Genomic DNA, 19,613 nt, shown 5'->3' with positions numbered 1-19,613 from the left:
CAAAGACAGAGACAAGGAGGGAACAATATGGATGTGTTGACATATCGATTTGAAGATGACGGCTCGATTCCGAACAATCCGGATTTCCCGGTGTTGTTGTATCGCGGCGTGTTCGATGAGACGGACGGGATGCAGGCGACGTTCGAACATAACGGTTGGGGCAACAGTTGGGTCAACGGGGTGTTCGATTATCACCATTACCATAGCAACACGCATGAAGTGCTCGGCGTGAAGTCGGGCCGGGCGACCGTCCAACTTGGCGGTGCGACCGGCGACCTCGTCTCGCTTCAAGCAGGGGACGTCTTGATCTTGCCGGCCGGGACGGGACATCGCCGTCTCGAGGCGAGTGAAGACTTCGCCATCGTCGGTGCCTATCCGGAAAGACGCGATTATGACACGTTGACAGGGAAACCGGAAGAACGACCGGACAGTGTGCTACGAATCGAACGAGTCGACAAACCGGCGACCGATCCCGTCTTTGGGACGACCGGGCCGTTACATGAACAATGGACGAAGGAGGAGATGGCATGAACCGCATTCCACATACATTAATTTTGGCGACACTGAAACAACACGTGGCTGAACTGCCAGACGGGCGTGAAATGAGGGCCCTCGGGCAAGGCACATGGCGCATGGGAGAAGACGAATCGAAACGGGATGCCGAGATCGAGGCACTCCGGACGGGACTCGACTGCGGGTTGCACGTCATCGATACGGCGGAGATGTACGGAGAAGGGAAATCGGAGTCGCTCGTTGGTGAAGCGATCCAAGACCGGCGGGAAGACGTGTTCCTCGTCTCGAAAGTGTATCCGCATAACGCCGGGGGCGACAAACTCGTCCAAGCTTGTGACGCCACGCTCGAACGGCTCGGCACCGATTACCTCGACTTGTATCTCTTGCATTGGCGCGGGAACATCCCGCTCGAGGAGACGGTCGACGGGCTCGAACAGTTGAAGGCGGACGGCAAGATCCGAGCGTGGGGCGTCTCGAACTTTGATGTCGATGACATGAAAGAACTGCTCGCCTTGCCGAAGGGGAAACATTGCGCCGTCAACCAAGTGCTCTATCACCTCGGCAGCCGCGGCGTCGAATACGACTTGTTGCCATTTTTACAGGAGCAAGGAATCCCGATGATGGCTTACGCCCCACTCGCCGAAGGCAGCGACGTGAAAGAGAAAGTCTTCAACGACGAGACGGTGAACCGGATCGCCAAGGCGTACAGCGCGACACCGGCCCAAATTTTGCTCGCGTGGACGGTGCGGAGCGGAAACGTCATCGCCATCCCGAAAGCAGGGCAGAAAGCGCACGTCGAAGAGAACGGCGCGGCGTTGCTCCTCAACTTGACCGAGGATGACTTTAATGCGCTTGACGAGGCGTTCCCGCCACCGAGCCAAAAAGAACCATTAGATGTGATTTGAAGACACAGGTGGGCTCACGGGCTCACCTGTTTTTGCGTCTCGATGTGGAAGTACACTTAAATCTAGAACGAGAAAACCCACTCACGCTGACGTGAGTGGGTTCGTTTTAGTTCGCGAGCGGATGCTTCAATAGATAGTCTTCAATCTGTCCGACCGTCTGTTTCAATACGCCGTCCTCGAACGGTGACTTGAGACCGGCCAATTCGACGAGCTCGAGGAACGAGCGGCTGCCGCCGGCTTGGCAGAGCGTGAGATAATCGCTCCACGCCGCCTCACGGTCCTCATGCATGCGCACCCAGAACTGGAAGGCGCACACTTGCGCGAGCGTGTAGTCGATATAGTAGAACGGGCTCTGGAAGATGTGTCCTTGTTGGTGCCACCAAGCGCCTGACTCGAGGTAGTCGTTTGTCTCATAGTCACGGTGTGGCAAGTACACCTTCTCAAGGTCACGCCATGCCTGGCGACGCTCAGCGACCGTCATGTCAGGGTTGCGGTAAACGACGTGCTGGAACTCGTCGACGAGGACGCCGTACGGGAGGAACGTGATGCTTCCTGCCAAGTGATTGAACTTGTATTTGTCGACTTGATTGCCGAAGAACAGTTCCATCCATGGCCAGCAGAAGAACTCCATCGACATCGAGTGGATCTCACACGCCTCGTAGGTCGGGAACGCGTATTCCGGCGTCGTCAAATGACGGCTCTCGTACACTTGGAAGGCGTGACCGACCTCGTGCGTGAGCACGTCGATATCGCCGGCTGTCCCGTTGAAGTTCGAGAAGATGAACGGGAGACCTTCCGACGGGAGGTACGTGCAGTAACCGCCGCCGGCCTTGCCCGGTTTCGCCGTCAAGTCGAGGGCGCCGCGCTGTTGCATGAATTGGAAGAACTCGTCCGTCTCTTTTGAGAGTTCACGATACATCGTGTTCCCGCCTTCGATGATGAACGCCTCGTCGCCCTGTGGCGTCGCGTTGCCGTCTGGGAAGACGAACGATTCGTCGTAGTACGTGAGCGAATCGACATCGATCCGTTTCGCTTGCTTCTCTTTTAACGTCGTTGCGAGCGGGACGATGACGTCGCGCACTTGTTTGCGGAAGTTGTTGACGTTCGACTCGTCATAGCCGACGCGTTGCATCCGGGCGTACCCGAGCTCGACGAACGACGGGAAGCCGAGCGCGTGCGCGATGTCGGTCCGGACGCGGACGAGTTCGCCGTAGATGCGGTCGAGTTCGTCTCCGTTGTCGGCCAGATATGTATAACGGGCCTCGGATGCCGCTTTTCGTACCGAACGGTCAGGGGACTGAAGATACGGGCCGAACTGGGACAAGTTGAGCGTCTTGCCGTCGAATTCGATTTGGGCCGCTGACATGACTTTCTGATAGGCGGTCGCCAATCGGTTCTCTTCCTGCAGTTTCGGGATGAGCGACTCCTCGAACGTTTTGAGTGCACGCTCGGCGAGTTCGAACAATTGGCTGCCCCATTCCTGTTCAAGTTGGCTCCGCAGGTCGTGCTCGGTCAAGACGCGATAATACGCTTGAACCTCTTTCTCGTAAACCGGTAACGCATCGTCAAAGAATGTCTGCTCGGCCTCGTAGAACGCATCACGCGTATCGATCGAGTGGCGGATTGCGACGAGTTGACTTTGCGTCTCGAACGCGTTCCGTTCCTGGTTGATTTGGCGAATCAATTCGTTCGCTTCTTCGAGTGTGCTCGCTTGCTGCAATTCGACTGAATAGTCCGACAATCGGCTGTTCAAAGCGTCCAAGTCGGGCCGTTCATATGACAATTTTGTGAAAGTCGTCATTGTAAGCGCCTCCATCATGTGAAATTTTTATAAAGTGTAAAAAGGGCTTGCAAAAGCGATTGCACACTCGTATTCTTACGATGTGTAAACGAATTCGCACTACCTTATTACAACTATACCGTTTATAGGGTAGGGATTGAAGAGGAAGCTTTTCGGGTATAAAAGCTAAGACTTTGATTAACAGAACATGTTGGAGGGATTAAGCTATGGGATTCTTTAAAAAACTATTTGGTGGTAAAGAAGAACAACTTAACGCGGTTTCACCGCTTACAGGGAAGGTCATTGACATCACGAACGTTCCTGACCAAGTGTTCTCGCAAAAAATGATGGGTGACGGCATCGCCGTCGAACCGACAGACGGCAAAGTCGTCTCGCCGGTCAACGGTACAATTGCGACTGTCTTCCCGACAAAACACGCGATTGGGATCAACGCTGACAACGGTGCGGAGTACTTGATTCACATCGGTCTTGACACGGTCAATCTTAAAGGTGAAGGCTTCGAAACGCACGTGACAGAAGGTCAGGCCGTCAAAGCTGGCGACACGCTCGTCACGTTCGACCTCGACTTCATCAAAGCGAACGCGCCGTCGACGATCACACCGGTGATCATCACGAACCACGACAGCTTCGGCGTGAACAAACTCGTTGCTGAAGGCGACACGGTCACAGCCGGTTCTACAGAAGTCGTCGAATTGACGAAAAAATAAGTTGAACATTTTACTCGGAGGCGTATGCTTCCGAGTATTTTTTTATGGATTCGGGAACTATACTAAAAAGAGAGGGGGAGAGAGACATGGATGGAAAAAACGCACCGTACCGGGGTTATGGGGATCGGATTCGAATATTACGTGAGCGGGCCGGCATCTCGGTCGAGGCACTCGCCGACCGCATCGGCGTCGCCCCGTACTTTATTCGCCGGACCGAACTGAGTGAGGTCTACCCGACGATGCCTTACATAGAGGCGCTCGCCGAGGCGCTCAAGATCGACGCGAACTATTTGGCCCGCCATATTTGGACGGGCGAGTCGCTCAAAGTGCTCATGAAAGGGACAGTCCCAGAACTTGAGCAAATGAAGCTCGCCTACGATGAGGCGATGCACGGCAAGTCGACCGAGGACATGCAGCGGCAGCTCGAGGCACGCATGCGCATCTTCGACCTCATGCATGAGGAAGAACTCCGCCGCATCTTCGCCGAGGACGAGGAACCGACGACACATCATGCGCTCGAGGCGCTCGTCGATGCCGTGCTCGACCTGGGTCGCTCGCACGAACCGACGCATCGGATCGTCCCGTTCGCTCGCTATATCGAGCAGCTCGTACCGGACCAGTTCGTCGACAACTCGTTCCAATATACAGAGTTCGGGGTCGTCGCTAAATCGTATAAATTGCAGTGAAGGCCGTGGGGGACCACGGTTTTTCATTATGGATGAAAGGAACAATGTGATGATTGCTGTTCAAGTACTGAAACGACGGTTGGTGAACAACCGGCTCGATGTCCAGTTAGAAGAAGGATACGTGAATCAACTGACATTTTCCTTCAACGGTCCAGCTACTGCGACGGAGTTAGAGCGGTTGCCGAAAGAAACACCGGTAGCGGTCCGTGCATGCTTAACCGAACAGAACGGTGCCAAACTGTTCGAAGACCCGGAATACGGCGGAGCAATCGAATTGTTCTCGATCGAGGACATCCTTGAGCACCAACAATTATGGGAGTGTCCAGCACGTTTTTTGCCGGTCGGGGCAGGGCGTGACGGAGAATGGATGGTTTGTGAATACATAAGTGAGACGGACAATCGGATGTGGATCGGGGAGTTTTTGAGCTTTGACGAAGAGGACGCTAAATTGAACCGCTTGCCGTTCAACTTTTCACAATGGTTGGACTATGTGATTGTGGCACAAGGTGCTTCATTTTGGGATTGGTATCGAGCATAAAAAAGAACGGCCGCCCATTTGGGTGGCCGTTCTGTCGTTCAGCGCACAGAACGTGCGTCATATCTTACTTTCGGTCGTGTCCCGGCAAGTAGGAAGCCGAGCACGATGTTGAGAATCGTGAGCACCCAACCGACGTAACCGAACGTGTAGGCGAGGCTCGCGAGCATCGTCTGCCAGTCGAGTAAGGACGCGGCGTCACCACGAACGGTGAAGCGAATCGCGGTGAATCCGATGAGCGTCGTCGTCGTGATCAAGATGCCGATCCACGCGCCGCCGAAGCGCGACGTCTCTGGACGCCGGCTGACCGGATACCAAAAAGCGAGCGTCCCGAGGAACGTGCTTCCCGCGTATGCGAGCAAGATTTGCCACAGCGCATCGGCGTCCAAGAAGACGGTATAACAGATGAACGTCGTGAGCGTCGTCATGAAAGTAAAGATTAAAGCTGCGAGTAATCGTGATCGCATTGTTCGTTTCCTCCTCATTTTGCACATTCTTTAGAGTATACGAAAACGAAAATGCTGTAAACGTTATTGTCGATTCTGTAATATTTGTCGCCATTGTTTAATCGCGTTGTTGCCGTAGAATAGGACGCCGCCGCGATAAAATTTCGAGCCGACCCACAAAATCACACCGATCGTGGCAATCATGATGCCGATCGACAAGGCGACTTCCCATACCGGCACATCGACGAGCATGACACGAAGGAACATGAGCATCGGCGTGAAGAACGGTACGTACGACAAAATCGTGACGATCGGTGCTTCCGGGTTGTTCAAGCCGAACATGGCGGCGAGGAACCCGGCGACAAGCAGCATGATGACCGGCATCGTCATCTGTTGCGATTCTTCGACCCGGCTGACGAGTGAGCCGAGTACGGCGAACATGGCCGCATAGAGCAAGTAGCCGAGCGTGAAGAACGTCAACAGGTAGACGACGGCCCGGACGTTGCCGGCGTTATCGATGACCGACTGGGCCATCTCGTTGCTGCGGGCGCTGAAGTACCCGAAGCCGAGGAAAATCGCGATTTGAAGCAACGCGAGCGTCCCGATGGCCGAGATTTTGGCGAGCATGTGCGTCACCGGATGCGTCGTCGAGATGATCAGCTCCATGACGCGTGACGACTTCTCGGTCGTGACCTCGGTTGAAATCATCGAGCCGTACGTGATGATTGAGACGTAGAGCAACATGAGCATGACGTAGACGAACGCGAACGATGAGAACAGTTCGTCCGAGTTCTCTCCGCCGCGGCCGAGATACGACTCTTCGACCGTGACAGGTTCATTCAACGCCGCGAGGACGGCCGGGTCGATGTTCGACGTCTCGATCAGTTCGGCGTTCCGGATTTCGCGGAGCGCCGTCTGGAGGACCGTCGTGAAGTCCGGTTCTGGCCGTTCCGATAGAACGCGGGCCGAATCGCCCTCGATGAAGGCGACAATCTCATAATCCCCATTGTCGAGGCCAGCACGCGCCTCGGACTCGGAGATCGCGGCCGATTCGATATCTTCATAGCCGAGCGACTGCATGAGCGTCGTCAGGTCGTTGTTTTCAGTGACGAGGATGGCTTGGGCCTGGTCGGTATCCTCAAAGTTCGCGAGCAGACGGTCGATGTTCGTGAAGCCGAGGATGAACAAGATCGTTAAAATCGTCGAGATGAGGAACGCCTTTGAGCGCAGCTTCGAGCGTAACGTGAACGAGTAAAGTGGTCCGAAGTTATGAAACATGTTGACCGACCTCCTTGATGAAGATGTCATTTAATGAGACGGGTTGGCGCATGAACGTCTTGACGGCGGCACCGTTCGAGACGAGGGCGCCGAGCACCGCATCACTGTCTTCAAATGAGTCGAGTCGGACGAAATGGCCGTCTTTATGCGGCTCGATCGCCCGGACGACCGGGAGGGCTTGGAGCACGTCAGGTCGGTCCGTCTCGATAAAGAGCACCGGTTCAGCGTAACGTTCCTTGATCGTCGGAACGTCGCCGCTGACGACCGCGCGGCCGCCTTTCAAGATGCCGATGTGTTGGCACAGCTCCTCGACGTGCTCCATCCGGTGGCTCGAGAAGACGATCGTCGTCCCGGCGTCGCGGAGGGCGAGCACTTCACGTTTCAAGATCTCGACGTTGACCGGGTCGAGCCCGCTGAACGGTTCATCGAGGATGAGCAGCTCCGGGTTGTGGAGCAGGGCGGCCACGAGTTGAATCTTCTGCTGGTTCCCTTTGGACAGTTGTTCGACGCGCATCGTCTCATACTGCGGGATTTCGAGCCGTTCGAGCCATGACTTGACCGACCGTTTCGCCTCGGCTTGGCGCATTCCTTTCAAGCTTGCTAAAAAGACGAGCTGGTCCCGGACGGGTGACTTCGGATAGAGGCCCCGTTCTTCCGGCAGATAGCCGACGATGCGGTGGTCGACTTTTCGGCCGTCCCAGAGGATCGTCCCGTCACTCGGTTTTAGGATGTCGAGAATCATACGGAACGTCGTCGTCTTCCCAGCCCCGTTCGCCCCGAGCAGGCCAAACATCTCGCCTTTCGGGACGTGGAAGCTCAAGTCGTCGACAGCGGTGAAGTCACCGAACTGTTTTGACACACGATCGATTTGTAACGTCATATATGTACCTCCTTATAGGTGTCTACTATTAGCGTACGCCATATTGAGCAAAAAGTTTCACATTTCTTCGAAAATGATTTATCTTGAAATCAAGATAATAAAAGGAGGACATGAGATGACGAAGCAATCAGCGGGTATCCATCACATCTCGGCGATGGTGAAAGACCCACAACGCACATTAGACTTTTACGGGAATGTCCTCGGACTCCGGTTCGTCAAACAGACGGTCAACTTCGATGACCCGGGCACGTACCATTTCTACTTTGGGGACGAGCAAGGGTCACCGGGGACGGTCATCACGTTCTTCCCGATTCCAGGGGTCGGCAAAGGCAGCGTCGGCAGCGGACAAGTCGGGGTCACGGCTTATCTCGTCCCGGAAGGCAGTCTCTTATTTTGGGAGAAACGATTGAACGACCATGGCGTCGGCACGGTCGCGACCGAACGGTTCGGCGAGCCGTCGCTCTTGTTTGAAGACCCGGACGGACTCGTCGTCGAGCTCGTCGCCCGGGCGAGTTCGAAACAGACGAGTTGGGTCGTGCCGGGTGTGACATCAGCTGAAGCGATCACTGGTTTTGCCGGGGCGACGCTGTTGTCGAAAGACCCTGAGGCGACGGTCCGCTTGTTGACGGGACTGTTTGGCTTTGAGACGGTAGGGGAAGATTCAGAATGGATTCGCCTACAAGCCTCGGCCGACTACGGCAACGTCATCGACGTGAAAAAGACCATCCTGCCGAACGGGGTGCCCGGTTCGGGGACGGTCCATCATATCGCCTGGCGCGTCAATGACGGGGAAGACTACACGACGTGGCAAGACGCCATCTTCGAGCTCGGGCTCCGTCCGACCGAAGTGAAAGAGCGCCATTACTTCCGCTCGGTCTACTTCCATGACGCCGGCCGAATTCTACATGAACTGGCGACCGATGCGCCCGGCTTTTTGATCGATGAGAGTTTGGAGGGCCTCGGCTCGACGCTCCAGCTCCCGGCATGGTTCGAACAAGACCGTGACGCGATCACCCGTACGTTACCGACAATTACAATCCCGAGAGGAGACATGACATGATACATCAATTCATTCAAGGCACGACCGAGACGACACTCGTTTTATTGCACGGCACAGGAGGGACGGAGCAGGACTTGATCCCGCTCGCACGAAGACTCGCTCCCGAGGCGAACATTTTGACGCTCCGAGGGGACGTGCTTGAGAACGGCATGTCTCGCTTCTTCCGCCGTCACGCGGAAGGCGTCCTCGACCTCGAGGACTTGAAGAAACAGACGGAACGGTTCTTGACGTTCTTGGATGATGCGGCGGCGGAATATGGCATCGACCGCGACAAGATGATCCCGCTCGGCTATTCGAACGGCGCCAACTTGATCGGATCGGCGCTTTACCGGCAGAATGCGTTCCACGCATCACTTTTGTTCCACCCGATGGTGCCCGACCGTTCACTCACGTTGCCAGACCTTACGGGGGCGAACGTGTTCATCTCGGCCGGGGAGCGTGACCCGATTTGCCCGAAAACAGAAACAGAAGAGCTCACATCGACGCTCCGAAGTGCCGGAGCGGACGTTGAACTCTTCTATCACGAAGGCGGGCACGAGCTACGTATGGAAGAAGTTGAGGCAGCGCAGACCTGGCTGGCGCCGTATCTCGGTTAAGCCATCTTCTTCGGTTTCGATGGTCTCGAGTAGACGACGAGCACACCACGATCAATCAAATAGGCGGCGAACAGACGCTTCGCCTCTTCAGAACGGACAGTTCGGTCGATTTGGATATACAATCGTCCGAGCTTTTTTTGTGACGTGCGGGTCAATAACCAGATGGAGTCGAGCGTGTACTGCCAGCTACGGAGTGTGTCGGCCCCGATGTACATGTATCGGTTCGATGTGCGTTCGAGCAGGTAGTTGAGCCACCAGACGTCACGCGCGAGTTTCATGGCGACACCGATGAAGAACGAAAGGAACACAAAGGACAGCACGGACAGAATCGGATGGATGGCGGTGAATCGTTCCCGGATTGGTTCGAAGGCGACGATGAGCAGTCCGACGGAAAAGGCGCCGGTGAACCACCAAAATCCGAAGTTAGAGAATGAACGTTTCGGGTCATGTACCATGTGGTGACGGTTACGAATGACGGAAGCCATTCTCCACACCTCCTTTTATTAGAATATTCTGATTATTTGGTAAGACTACTATACTATACTGTACCCACTCTCGTCTATTTGAATACGCTTGAAACATGCTGTCGGATGAAGATTTCTTGACGTTTCGGCTTGCGAAGGGCAAATCCGGGGAATGATGACAGTGACGTCATCATTTTTTTGTGGAAACGTAATTTCACCAGTTCAAAAAATCGGCTATGATGAATGAGGCAAAAAATGAAGCGAGGGAATTGGATGAAGAAGATGAAGGTGGGCGAGTTGCGGGCCGAGCTCAAGCAATTCGACCAAAACGAGTTGATTGAGCTCATCGTCGGTCTGTATAAACAGCACGCAGACGTGAAGACGACGTTGAACCGTTATTTCAGCGAAGGCTTCGAAGCTGAAGAGATGCTTCGGCTCATCAAAGAGATTGTCCGACTAGGGGACAAGGGAACGAATCGTTTTTTGATGAACTTTAACATGTTGCGTGAAGGGGCGGCCATCGTCAAAGAAGCAGAACGTTTCACGGATCCGGTGCTCACGGAACGGGTGCGCATCTTCTATCTCACTTATTTTGGCGGATATGTCGCGGAAGCTGGACAGCTGCTCGAAACGCAGGCTCCTCGCGAACTCGAGGTGTTCTTTACGCAGTTTGAAAAGATTATGCGGTGCGCTCAGGAAAACCCCGGATTGCTGTTGCCACTCGAAGACGAAGTGGGGGAGATGCTCGAGGAGTTTCCAATTGAACGGAAGAAAGAAACGATTGCTTTTTGGAATCGTCAAAAAGAATTGGCTAAACAACAATATTGATTTATAGAACTTGAGGGAATATCATGCGAAATCATTGGTACGATAATATTAAAGGCGTGCTCGTCTTACTCGTCGTGTTCGGTCACTTGTTGACCGATGTGCGCGGTGCTTATGACGACATCTTGCCGAAATGGGTCTATTTATTCTTATACACGTTCCATATGCCGTTATTCATTATGCTGAGCGGTTACTTCTTCCGGGAGAACCGCTATTTGCGCGTCATCCAGTTGTTCGTCGTCTACGTCATCTGGCAAGTGATCCTCGGCTCATGGTTTGCCTTCACCGAGGGCATCCCGCTCTTGTCGCTCGAGAACCCGGGACTGATTCTATTGAAGCCGTATTGGGCGCTCTGGTACTTGATGGCGATCATCATCTGGTACGTCATCACCCCGTATGTGACCCAGTTGAAAGGATACGTGCTGTACGCGCTCCTATTCGCGCTCTTGTTCGGCTTCCAAGCTGAATCGACCGGGTTCTTCGCCCTGCGGAAAGTCATCATGTTCTATCCGTTCTTCTTGATCGGGAACTGGATGAGCGCGCGGAACACGATGAACTTCTTCGAACTGCCGAAGCGGGCCGAGCAACGGAACCGGTATCGGATCGGCGGATTTGCCGTCTTCACGACGCTCACGCTCGGGCTGCTCGCCTCGATGAGTCTTCAGAACGAGAGCGCGTTCTATCATATCGGCAACTTGTTCAAGTTCCGGTTCGCCTATGAGACGGCGGTGCCGGAGGCGATCTGGAGCGGGCCGTTCGCCTTCTTGATCGTCTATACGGTATCGATCCTCATGGCGATCAGTTTCGCACTCATCATCCCGGGGCGCGAGCTACCGGTCATCACTCGGGCCGGAAAGTACAGTCTCTACATTTATCTGGTGCACGTCTTCCTCGTCGTCGCCTGGAAGGCGTTCGTGCCGGCCGGGTTCATGCCGACGTCATGGCTCCAATTGCTCGTCTTGTTCGGTGTCGCCTTCTTGATCGTCCTATTGATCATCAGCCCGCCGGTCGTCAAGCTATTGAAGCCGCTCGTCGAGATCGACGTCCGCCGTGCCCAAGATGTGAAAGATGCAAAACCGTAAACCCTTTTCTAAACGGACGTTTTCCGCTACACTTTATAAAGGGAAGCGAAACTAGAGTTAAGGAAGTGACACCATGCCATACGAAAATGGAATGCATAGCACAGAAGGAGACGTCAACGTCTCACGTCACGTCGTCGAAATGATCGCCGCAGTCGCGGTCAAAGAGACGAAACACGTGTCGTTCACGCAAGAAGATACGAAACTGTCGGAGCGCGCGCTCATGAAGCACGTCAAAGTCGACGAATCGTCAGAAGGCGTCACGATCAACTTGTCGCTCTACATCGCTTACGGTCAATCGATCGTCAAGACGGTGACAGCCGTACAAGAACGCATCACGCAAGACATGGATACGATGCTCGCGATGACACCGCTATCGGTCAACGTGAAAGTCGTCGGCATCCAGTTGTAAGCAGTGGGAGAGGCGAATGCTTCTCCTGCTTTTTTATTTTTTTGCGAAAGCGGTTGCATGATGATGGCTTTTTCATTTATAATAGAAATCGAACAAGTGCAACCGTTTGCATCAATGACCAATCGTGCAACGGGTACTTGTCAAGTTCCCTTAATGTAGTCTGACGACAGAAACATTAGAAGGAAAGGCGGAAAGCATGTATGTCGACGATTGAAGCAGTCATTTTTGATTTGGACGGTGTCATCACTGACACCGCGGAGTACCATTACCTCGCTTGGAAACAACTCGGAGAAGAGCTCGATATTCCGTTTGACCGCGAGTTCAATGAGACGCTAAAAGGCGTGAGTCGGACGGACTCGCTCGAGCGCATCCTCGCGCTTGGTGGGAGACAGGACGATTTCACACCGGATGAAAAAGCGGAACTCGCACAGAAGAAGAACGAGCATTACGTTGAACTCATTCAACACATCTCTTCAGACGATTTGTTGCCGGGCATCATTTCATTCCTCGATGAAATCAAAGAGGCTGGTCTCAAAATCGGAATGGCCTCGGCTTCTAAAAACGCATTCGCGGTCGTAGACGCACTTGGTGTCCGTCATTACTTCGATCACATTGTCGATGCAGCAACTGTCGCCGAATCGAAACCACATCCCGAAGTGTTTTTGAAGGCTGCCTCTGCCCTTGGCGTGAAACCCGAACATGCCATCGGTGTTGAAGACGCAGCCGCAGGCGTGACTGCAATCAAAGCGGCAAACATGTTTGCTGTCGCCGTCGGGGAAGAATCGATGCTTGGTCATGCAGACCTCATCGTCGCTTCGACCGACGAACTCTCGCTCGCACGCATCCTCGAACGCGTCGGCGCGTAAAGACTACGATCATCTTCCGTGAGATGACGACTGCCCCGAACAGTCGTCATCTTTTTGTGTTGGGTCAAAAGGCCTAAATAGATAAAAGTGCCTAAAAACAGATGACAAGCACATTACAAAACCGTTACACTTTTAATTGGGAATAAGTAATAACTGGCAATAATTGATGAAATTGGGTAATGGGGAACATCAATTAAGTGTAGAGGAGGACTTGTGCATGGAATCTACGGACGTCAATGAGAATATCTATCGGGAACTGATGGAGATCGAAGAGTCATATCGTCAGTTGCAACGCCGGGCGGAATACTTGATTTCAGAGTTGAACCGAAACAAGCGCGAAGAGGAATCACTCCTCGATCCGGCGAAACGACTGCGCCCGCGTCGCGTCAATCAACGTTATCCGCTCGAGGTCTACGTCCATCAGGTAACAGACCTGTTGAAAGAACGGAAGACGATGAGCGTGCGGGACATCCAAATGGAGCTCGAATTGCGCTATCGGCATCACATTAGCAATATTTACCAATTGATGGTGAAAATCGAATCGGTCAATCCTGACATCAAAAAGATTGGCCGCGGCTTGTATACATACGAGGCCACGGATGAAGTGACGACGCATCCGGCCCACGCCTGAACGTGACCCGACGAGACGACCTCGTCGGGATTTTTTCGTTGTAACATTTCTGATACGTCTCGCCTCAAGGGAAATATGCTATAATTCGCCAGAGTCTATTTTTTTATGAGAGAGGAACGTTGGCCCATGCTATGGATTGCCATGTTGGTCAGTTTTGTGATGGCCATCTTGATCACGCCGCTCGTTCGCCGGTTTGCTTTTCTGATCGGAGCGGTCGATCACCCGAACGCCCGAAAAGTACATTTACGGACGATGCCACGGATCGGCGGCCTCGCCATCTTCATCGCTTTTTTCATCGGCTATGCCTTGTTGCTGCCGACGAGTCGATATAACGATGCCATCTTGATCGGGGCGGTCGTCATCATCTTGACCGGCTTCATCGATGACCGGTTCCAGTTGACGGCCCGCGTCAAGCTGATGGGGCAGATGATCGCGACGGTCATCGTCTTGAACGCCGGTATGCGCATCGAATTGATTAACCTCCCGTTCGACCAGCAGCTCTATCTCGGTTCATGGAGCATCCCGGTGACGGTGCTCTGGCTGATTGGGATCACGAACGCGATCAACTTGATCGATGGGCTCGACGGGCTCGCCGCAGGCGTGTCAAGCATCGCCCTCGGGACGATTTCCCTGCTCGCCATCATCCAAGGCAACGTCTATTTGACGATGATGGCCTTGTTGCTCCTGGCGAGCACGCTCGGTTTTCTCGTCCATAACTTCTATCCGGCGAAGATATTCATGGGAGACACCGGGGCGCTCTTCCTCGGTTATATGCTCGCCGTGTTCTCGCTCATCGGGTTCAAGAACGTGACGTTGTTCTCGCTCGTCGTGCCGGTGCTCTTGCTCGGTCTGCCAATCTCGGACACGATCTTCGCGATCGTCCGCCGGCTCGTGCAAGGCCGTCCGCCGATGTCGCCCGATAAGTCGCACATGCATCACCAGTTGATCGACATGGGCTTCACGACACGGCAGGCCGTTCTGCTCATGTACGGGATGACATTCTTCTTCGGCATCGCCTCGATTCTGTTCGCCAAGACGACGATGCTCGGGGCGGTCATCACGTTCGTCATCGTGCTCATCGTCATCGAGCTGATCGTCGAATCGACCGAGTTGATCCATCCGAACTATAAGCCGATCATCCAGACGTCACGACGCCTGCTCGGCCGGCCGAAGGCCTGATGTGACCATATGAAAACGACCGGGGACACGCGTCCCCGGTCGTTTTTTGGTATCAGTACGTCGTCGTCTCGCTGAGACCGTCTTCCGTTTCATTCAAGCCGTCGCCGGTTCCGTTGTCACTGTCTTCCGCAGTCACCGGCAGGCCGAGCTCGCTCTTCAAGAGTGTGCGTTTCTCGCTCAAGTCGGCCGGGTCGAGTTCGTAGTAATACACACCGCCGAGCGTCAAGTCACCGCCTGCGAGCGTCTCTTGGTTGAACGACCGGAGCGACTTCGTGTACGGCTGCAGCTGTGACGCCTCGGACAAGGACATATTCGTTCGGATGTTATCGCCGACCGCATTCATGATCCGGTTGAGCTTCGTGAACGAATTGATCGTCGTCGCCTCGTTGATGATGGCCTCGAGCACCTGCTGTTGACGTTTCGCCCGTCCGACGTCACCCTCGGGGTCGTCCTTGCGCATGCGCGCGTAGGCGAGTGCTTCTTTTCCATCTAACATTTGGACGCCGGGTTCGAGCTCGACGTTACCGGTCGCCCGGCCCGAGATTGGGACGAGCACATCGACCTCGACGCCGCCGACCGCATCGACGAGATCCTCGATGCCGTCAAAGTTGATCGTCGCGTAGTAGTCGATCGGAATGTCGAACAGCTTCTCGACCGTCGCGATCGTCGTGTCGATGCCGCCGTAGGCGTAGGCGTGGTTGATCTTGTCTTTGAACTCGCCGTCCGTCGTCACGATGTCGACGTATGAGTCGCGCGGGATGCTGACGAGCGTCACTTGGCGCGATTCCTTGTTGAACGTCGCCACCATGAGCGAGTCGGTCCGTCCTTCCTCGAGCGAGGCACCGCCATCGACGCCGGCGAGTAGGACGGAGAAGTGATCTTTCGTCAGGTCGACCGTCTCTTCCCGACGGTCCGACTTGTCACCTCGTGTCAGCTCGCTGTTCGTGTTCTCCGCCGTCTCGTTCGCCTTAAAGACGAAGTAGCCGAAGGCCGACCCGCCAATCAACAGGACGAGGCCGAGCACGAGCAGGACGATCTTCCACACGGGGCGTTTCTTGCGGGAGTCTTGTTCCATGTCGTCTCCTCATTTCATTCGTTTCCTTTAGTATACGTGACCTACCGCACAAAATCACGTTCGATGATGCGCTGGTCCTGGGTCTCGAGTCCCCCTTGTCCGTTCGTCAAATCGACGAGCCATGCCATTGCGGCCTCGGTCTCTTCGACCGGAACCGAGATGTGGAACGTGACGGTGTCCGCGTAGACGATGTCGTCGAGGAGGTACGACGATTGCCGCAGTTCGTTCTCGACCTTGCCGATCCAACCGTAATCGACCGTGAGCGTCAAGCGTTGCATCGGGATGCGCTCGACGATGCCGACCGCGTCGAGACCTTCGCTCACCGTGCCGCCGTATGCGCGAATCAGTCCGCCACCGCCGAGCTTGATGCCGCCGAAGTAGCGGGTGACGACGACGACCGTGTCTTTCAACTCGCGTTTCCGGAGCACCTCGAGCATCGGCAGTCCGGCCGTCCCGCTCGGCTCGCCGTCATCGTTCGCTTTTTGGAACTCGTTCCGCTCGCCGATGATGTAGGCCGAACAGTTGTGATTGGCGCTCCAATGCGCTTTCTTGATGGCTTGGATGAACGCCTGTGCCTCTGCTTCAGAGGTGACCCGTTTGAAGTGGGCGATAAATTTTGACTTTTGAATGACGACCTCGTATTCTCCGTCTTGTTTTATAGTATAATTTTGTTCAGTAGACATTTCTGAAAATTCTCCTTTCTATTTTTGAATATTTTTTTTAAAATTCAAGTAGGCGTCAACGCCTGGTGCGGCGAATGGGAAGGAGAGCCTCCATTTTTTACTGTAAACGAACGTTCCGCAGTCGATAATAGGAATAGATGAAGACTTACTACCGAATTATTAGGGGATGGCATCGTGAATCATATTACCGATCGTACAGCTTTAGAACATATCATAACAAATATGATTGATACGGTGACGGAAAGTAAAGAGGAGATCGTCCGGATTACCGAGAGTTCGGCCAACGAGTATTCGTTGATTCAAAACGAACTGAAAGAGTTGACGCAAAAGATCGAGTTTTATATCGAGGAGTCGGAACGGCTCGACCTGCTCGTGAAAGCGGCGAAGAACAAACTCGTCCAAGTGAGCAAGAAGTTTCATATACATAGCGAGCAAGAGATTCGAGAGGCGTACGAACGCGCCAATCAAATGCAGCTCGAACGCTTTCTCATCCAAAAAGAAGAGATGGCCGGCCAACAGCGTCGCAACGACCTCGAACGCCGCCTGCTCGTCCTCGAGGACACGATCGAACGGGCCGACAAACTAGTCAGCCGCGTCTCCGTCGTGCTGAACTTCCTTCGGGACGATCTGCAGCAAGAGTATTCGGACATGATGAAGAAGCAGGAGATGGCGATCAGCGTCTTCGAGGCGGCCGAACGGGAACGGCGCCACCTCGCCCGTGAGATGCACGACGGACCGGCGCAATCGCTTGCTCATATTTTGATTCGAGCCGATTTGATCGAGAAGACGTTCGACAAGCGCGGGAAAGACGAGGCGTTCGCCGAACTGCACGAGCTGAAACGCCTCATCCGCGGCGCGCTCGTCGACGTCCGGCGGCTCATCTATGACCTTCGTCCGATGTCACTTGACGACCTCGGCTTCTTGCCGACGCTCGAACGATACCTCCATCAGACCGAGGAATATACGACCATCAAGACACGGCTCAACTACCGGGGGTCTCGGGCCAGATTGCCTGAGAAACTGGAGATCAACGTGTTCCGGCTCGTCCAAGAGGCCGTCCAAAACGCGATCAAACACTCGAAGACGGCGGAGATCATCGTCAACGTCGAGCAAGCGCACGACGCGATACATATTCATGTACGGGACCATGGGGTCGGATTCGTGCCGAGCACGATTGGCGAGGAGTCGTTCGGGATCGTTGGGATGCGGGAACGGATCGAGCTGGTGAACGGAAGCATGACCATTGATTCGGAAGTCGGCAAAGGGACGGTCGTCCGCATGTCGATTCCAATCACGTAAGACAAGAACAAGGGGGAGTATCCAGATGGAACAATTACAAACACGCATCGCGATCGTGGATGACCATGAGCTATTTCGAGAAGGCTTGAAACGGATCTTTGATTTAGAGGATGAATTCACGGTCGTCGCCGAAGGGCGGACCGGCACCGAGGCGATTCGCATCGCCGCCGACCACAAGCCAGAGATCTTGATTCTCGATATCAACATGCCTGAACTGAACGGGATTGAGGCGACGAAACAGTTGTCGGTGCTGTCACCGGACACGCGTGTCCTCATCCTGTCGATCCACGACGACGAGTCGTACATCACGCACGCGCTCGAAGCGGGCGCATCGGGTTTCCTGCTCAAAGAAGTGGCCTCGACCGAGCTCATCTCGGCGGTCCGTTCGGTCGCGAAAGACGGGGCGTACCTGCACCCGAAAGTGACGACGAACGTCTTGAAGGAATACCGTCGCTTGCTCCAATTCAAAGGGGAGCAGGCCGGCCGTAACGTCGAGAACCGCACGGACGATCCGGTCTACCAATTGTTGTCGCGCCGTGAAGTCGAAGTGTTGCACTTGCTCGCCGAGGGCCGCTCGAACCGCGACATCAGCGACATGTTGTTCATCAGTGAGAAGACGGTCAAGAACCACGTCTCGTCGGTGCTTCGTAAGATGGAAGTGAACGACCGGACGCAAGCCGTCGTCGATGCCATCCGCCGCGGATGGGTTGAGATTTGACCTCTACCGATGCAATACATCGTTTTTATGCTACAATATGGAATGGAATCCACATTCAATTGGAAAACGAAACGATGTAAAGTGAGGATATAGCATGGGAAACATAGCCATTTTGACCGACAGTACTGCCTATTTGCCGGCCGAATTTTGTGAGCGGCACGACATCCACGTCGCCCCGCTCAGCGTGATCTTTGACGGGGAGTCATTCCGCGAAGCCGTCGACATCACGACCGAGGCGTTTTATGACCGGATCGAGGCAGGGAACTTGCCGACGACTTCCCAACCGAGCATCGGGGAAACGATCGAATTGATTGAACGTTTGCCGGACGAGGTGACGGATGTGATCGCGATCACCCTCTCGAGCGGGATCAGCGGCACGTACCAGTCGATGATCGCCTTGAACGGTATGGTCGACGTCAACGTCCACGCGTTCGATTCGGAGATCTCATGTATGCCTCAAGCGTTCCTCGTCGAAGAAGCGATTCATCTGCGTGACGCAGGCGCGTCGGCACAGGAGATCATGGCTCACCTTGAAAAGATGCGCGAGTTGATTCGCGCGTACTTTGTCGTCGATGACCTCGACCACCTCCAACGAGGCGGACGACTCAGCGCGGCACAGGCGCTCGTCGGATCGTTCCTTCAAATCAAGCCGGTGTTGCATTTCCAAGACCGGTTGATCGTCCCGTTCGAAAAGATTCGGACGTACAAGAAGGCGGTCCGCCGTATCGAAGAGATGATGGAACAATCGATCGAGGGCGACGGTGCAGGCTACTGTATCGGCATCATCCACGCCAATTGCCCGGACCGTCAGGCCGAGGAGATCGCATCGATGAAACAGAAGTTTCCACAGGCCCATGTCACGGGCGGTCATTTCGGACCGGTCATCGGGACACACCTTGGACCTGGTGCGATCGGCATCACGTGGTATCGCCGCGAGTGGTAAACAAAAGACGGCCATCCGGTCGTCTTTTTCGA

23 protein-coding genes are annotated in these 19,613 nt (G+C 54.5%); 16 read left to right on the top strand and 7 right to left on the bottom strand.

The genetic code is table 11. The annotated features are described in order from the left end of the window. Positions 1-27: 27 nt before the first annotated feature. Together AC13H5_RS11180 and AC13H5_RS11175 are read left to right on the top strand one after the other, a co-directional pair. Entirely contained in the window at positions 28-531 is a 504-nt protein-coding gene (locus tag AC13H5_RS11180; protein ID WP_483545747.1) for a cupin domain-containing protein, read from the top strand. Next, the gene (locus AC13H5_RS11175) at positions 528-1,418 is read left to right on the top strand and encodes an aldo/keto reductase (protein WP_483545746.1); all 891 of its coding nucleotides are present in this window, start codon (positions 528-530) and stop codon (positions 1,416-1,418) included. Before AC13H5_RS11180 ends, AC13H5_RS11175 begins: the two co-directional genes overlap by 4 nt. A gap of 106 nt (positions 1,419-1,524) precedes the next feature. On the opposite strand, the gene AC13H5_RS11170 is transcribed toward AC13H5_RS11175, so the two are convergent. Next, positions 1,525-3,219: a M3 family oligoendopeptidase gene (locus AC13H5_RS11170; protein WP_483545745.1), complete on the bottom strand. Its 1,695-nt coding sequence runs from the start codon at positions 3,217-3,219 to the stop codon at positions 1,525-1,527. A gap of 206 nt (positions 3,220-3,425) precedes the next feature. Between AC13H5_RS11170 and AC13H5_RS11165 the strand changes: the two genes are divergently transcribed. The 3 genes from AC13H5_RS11165 to AC13H5_RS11155 all read left to right on the top strand — a co-directional run bounded on the left by AC13H5_RS11165 (position 3,426) and on the right by AC13H5_RS11155 (position 5,150). Continuing rightward, positions 3,426-3,926 (top strand): PTS sugar transporter subunit IIA, encoded by a 501-nt coding sequence (locus AC13H5_RS11165; RefSeq protein WP_021066526.1) that lies wholly within the window; start codon positions 3,426-3,428, stop codon positions 3,924-3,926. A gap of 86 nt (positions 3,927-4,012) precedes the next feature. After that, complete coding sequence (locus AC13H5_RS11160) at positions 4,013-4,612, top strand: helix-turn-helix domain-containing protein (RefSeq protein WP_214711666.1); 600 nt, start codon at positions 4,013-4,015, stop codon at positions 4,610-4,612. A 49-nt stretch (positions 4,613-4,661) separates the two neighbouring features. After that, positions 4,662-5,150: an SMI1/KNR4 family protein gene (locus AC13H5_RS11155; protein ID WP_052090150.1), complete on the top strand. Its 489-nt coding sequence runs from the start codon at positions 4,662-4,664 to the stop codon at positions 5,148-5,150. A 38-nt stretch (positions 5,151-5,188) separates the two neighbouring features. Here the strand turns inward: AC13H5_RS11155 and AC13H5_RS11150 are convergent, their stop codons facing one another. From AC13H5_RS11150 to AC13H5_RS11140, 3 genes are all read right to left on the bottom strand, one after another. After that, the gene (locus AC13H5_RS11150) at positions 5,189-5,614 is read right to left on the bottom strand and encodes a hypothetical protein (RefSeq protein ID WP_034778678.1); all 426 of its coding nucleotides are present in this window, start codon (positions 5,612-5,614) and stop codon (positions 5,189-5,191) included. Between the two features lie 63 nt (positions 5,615-5,677). Then, a complete protein-coding gene (locus tag AC13H5_RS11145; RefSeq protein WP_214796913.1) occupies positions 5,678-6,871 on the bottom strand; it encodes an ABC transporter permease in 1,194 nt (397 codons plus the stop codon). Then, positions 6,861-7,751: an ABC transporter ATP-binding protein gene (locus AC13H5_RS11140; protein WP_483545744.1), complete on the bottom strand. Its 891-nt coding sequence runs from the start codon at positions 7,749-7,751 to the stop codon at positions 6,861-6,863. The genes AC13H5_RS11145 and AC13H5_RS11140 overlap by 11 nt, the downstream gene beginning before the upstream one ends. A 115-nt stretch (positions 7,752-7,866) precedes the next feature. Here AC13H5_RS11140 and AC13H5_RS11135 point away from each other — a divergent pair, with 115 nt between their 5' ends. Both AC13H5_RS11135 and AC13H5_RS11130 read left to right on the top strand, forming a co-directional pair. Next, positions 7,867-8,811, top strand: coding sequence for a VOC family protein (locus AC13H5_RS11135; RefSeq protein ID WP_404582485.1), 945 nt, complete (start codon positions 7,867-7,869; stop codon positions 8,809-8,811). Further along, positions 8,808-9,407, top strand: coding sequence for an alpha/beta hydrolase (locus AC13H5_RS11130; RefSeq protein WP_034778669.1), 600 nt, complete (start codon positions 8,808-8,810; stop codon positions 9,405-9,407). The genes AC13H5_RS11135 and AC13H5_RS11130 overlap by 4 nt, the downstream gene beginning before the upstream one ends. Here AC13H5_RS11130 and AC13H5_RS11125 read toward each other — a convergent pair. Further along, positions 9,404-9,892: a hypothetical protein gene (locus AC13H5_RS11125; RefSeq protein WP_034778666.1), complete on the bottom strand. Its 489-nt coding sequence runs from the start codon at positions 9,890-9,892 to the stop codon at positions 9,404-9,406. The genes AC13H5_RS11130 and AC13H5_RS11125 overlap by 4 nt on opposite strands. 252 nt (positions 9,893-10,144) lie before the next feature. Here AC13H5_RS11125 and AC13H5_RS11120 point away from each other — a divergent pair, with 252 nt between their 5' ends. The 6 genes from AC13H5_RS11120 (at position 10,145) to AC13H5_RS11095 (ending at position 14,863) form a co-directional block, all read left to right on the top strand. Continuing rightward, entirely contained in the window at positions 10,145-10,699 is a 555-nt protein-coding gene (locus AC13H5_RS11120) for a hypothetical protein (RefSeq protein ID WP_214753921.1), read from the top strand. Positions 10,700-10,722: 23 nt separating this feature from the next. Continuing rightward, the gene (locus AC13H5_RS11115; protein ID WP_084592844.1) at positions 10,723-11,778 is read left to right on the top strand and encodes an acyltransferase family protein; all 1,056 of its coding nucleotides are present in this window, start codon (positions 10,723-10,725) and stop codon (positions 11,776-11,778) included. Between the two features lie 73 nt (positions 11,779-11,851). Beyond that, the gene (locus AC13H5_RS11110; protein WP_034778659.1) at positions 11,852-12,187 is read left to right on the top strand and encodes an Asp23/Gls24 family envelope stress response protein; all 336 of its coding nucleotides are present in this window, start codon (positions 11,852-11,854) and stop codon (positions 12,185-12,187) included. Positions 12,188-12,387: 200 nt separating this feature from the next. Continuing rightward, positions 12,388-13,053 (top strand): beta-phosphoglucomutase, encoded by a 666-nt coding sequence (pgmB, locus tag AC13H5_RS11105; protein ID WP_138859026.1) that lies wholly within the window; start codon positions 12,388-12,390, stop codon positions 13,051-13,053. 217 nt (positions 13,054-13,270) lie between these two features. Continuing rightward, positions 13,271-13,684 (top strand): Rok-like winged helix domain-containing protein, encoded by a 414-nt coding sequence (locus tag AC13H5_RS11100; protein ID WP_034778654.1) that lies wholly within the window; start codon positions 13,271-13,273, stop codon positions 13,682-13,684. A gap of 126 nt (positions 13,685-13,810) precedes the next feature. Next, positions 13,811-14,863, top strand: a complete 1,053-nt coding sequence (locus AC13H5_RS11095) for a glycosyltransferase family 4 protein (RefSeq protein WP_034778651.1) — start codon at positions 13,811-13,813, stop codon at positions 14,861-14,863. Between the two features lie 52 nt (positions 14,864-14,915). Here AC13H5_RS11095 and AC13H5_RS11090 read toward each other — a convergent pair whose 3' ends face one another. Together AC13H5_RS11090 and AC13H5_RS11085 are read right to left on the bottom strand one after the other, a co-directional pair. Further along, positions 14,916-15,938, bottom strand: coding sequence for an LCP family protein (locus AC13H5_RS11090; protein WP_483545743.1), 1,023 nt, complete (start codon positions 15,936-15,938; stop codon positions 14,916-14,918). A gap of 41 nt (positions 15,939-15,979) precedes the next feature. Next, positions 15,980-16,621, bottom strand: coding sequence for a YigZ family protein (locus AC13H5_RS11085; RefSeq protein WP_034778649.1), 642 nt, complete (start codon positions 16,619-16,621; stop codon positions 15,980-15,982). Positions 16,622-16,795: 174 nt separating this feature from the next. Here AC13H5_RS11085 and AC13H5_RS11080 point away from each other — a divergent pair, with 174 nt between their 5' ends. The 3 genes from AC13H5_RS11080 (at position 16,796) to AC13H5_RS11070 (ending at position 19,581) form a co-directional block, all read left to right on the top strand. Further along, a complete protein-coding gene (locus AC13H5_RS11080; protein ID WP_200881489.1) occupies positions 16,796-17,920 on the top strand; it encodes a sensor histidine kinase in 1,125 nt (374 codons plus the stop codon). 25 nt (positions 17,921-17,945) lie between these two features. Then, on the top strand, positions 17,946-18,638 hold the full coding sequence (locus tag AC13H5_RS11075) for a response regulator transcription factor (RefSeq protein WP_214763402.1): 693 nt from the start codon (positions 17,946-17,948) through the stop codon (positions 18,636-18,638). Between the two features lie 94 nt (positions 18,639-18,732). Then, positions 18,733-19,581, top strand: a complete 849-nt coding sequence (locus AC13H5_RS11070; RefSeq protein WP_034778644.1) for a DegV family protein — start codon at positions 18,733-18,735, stop codon at positions 19,579-19,581. Positions 19,582-19,613: the final 32 nt, after the last annotated feature.

The organism is Exiguobacterium sp. FD-YE-25-4, assembly GCF_057004685.1.
The sequence above is the reverse complement of the archived record's forward strand: the minus strand, read 5'-3'. Positions and strand labels throughout refer to the sequence as shown.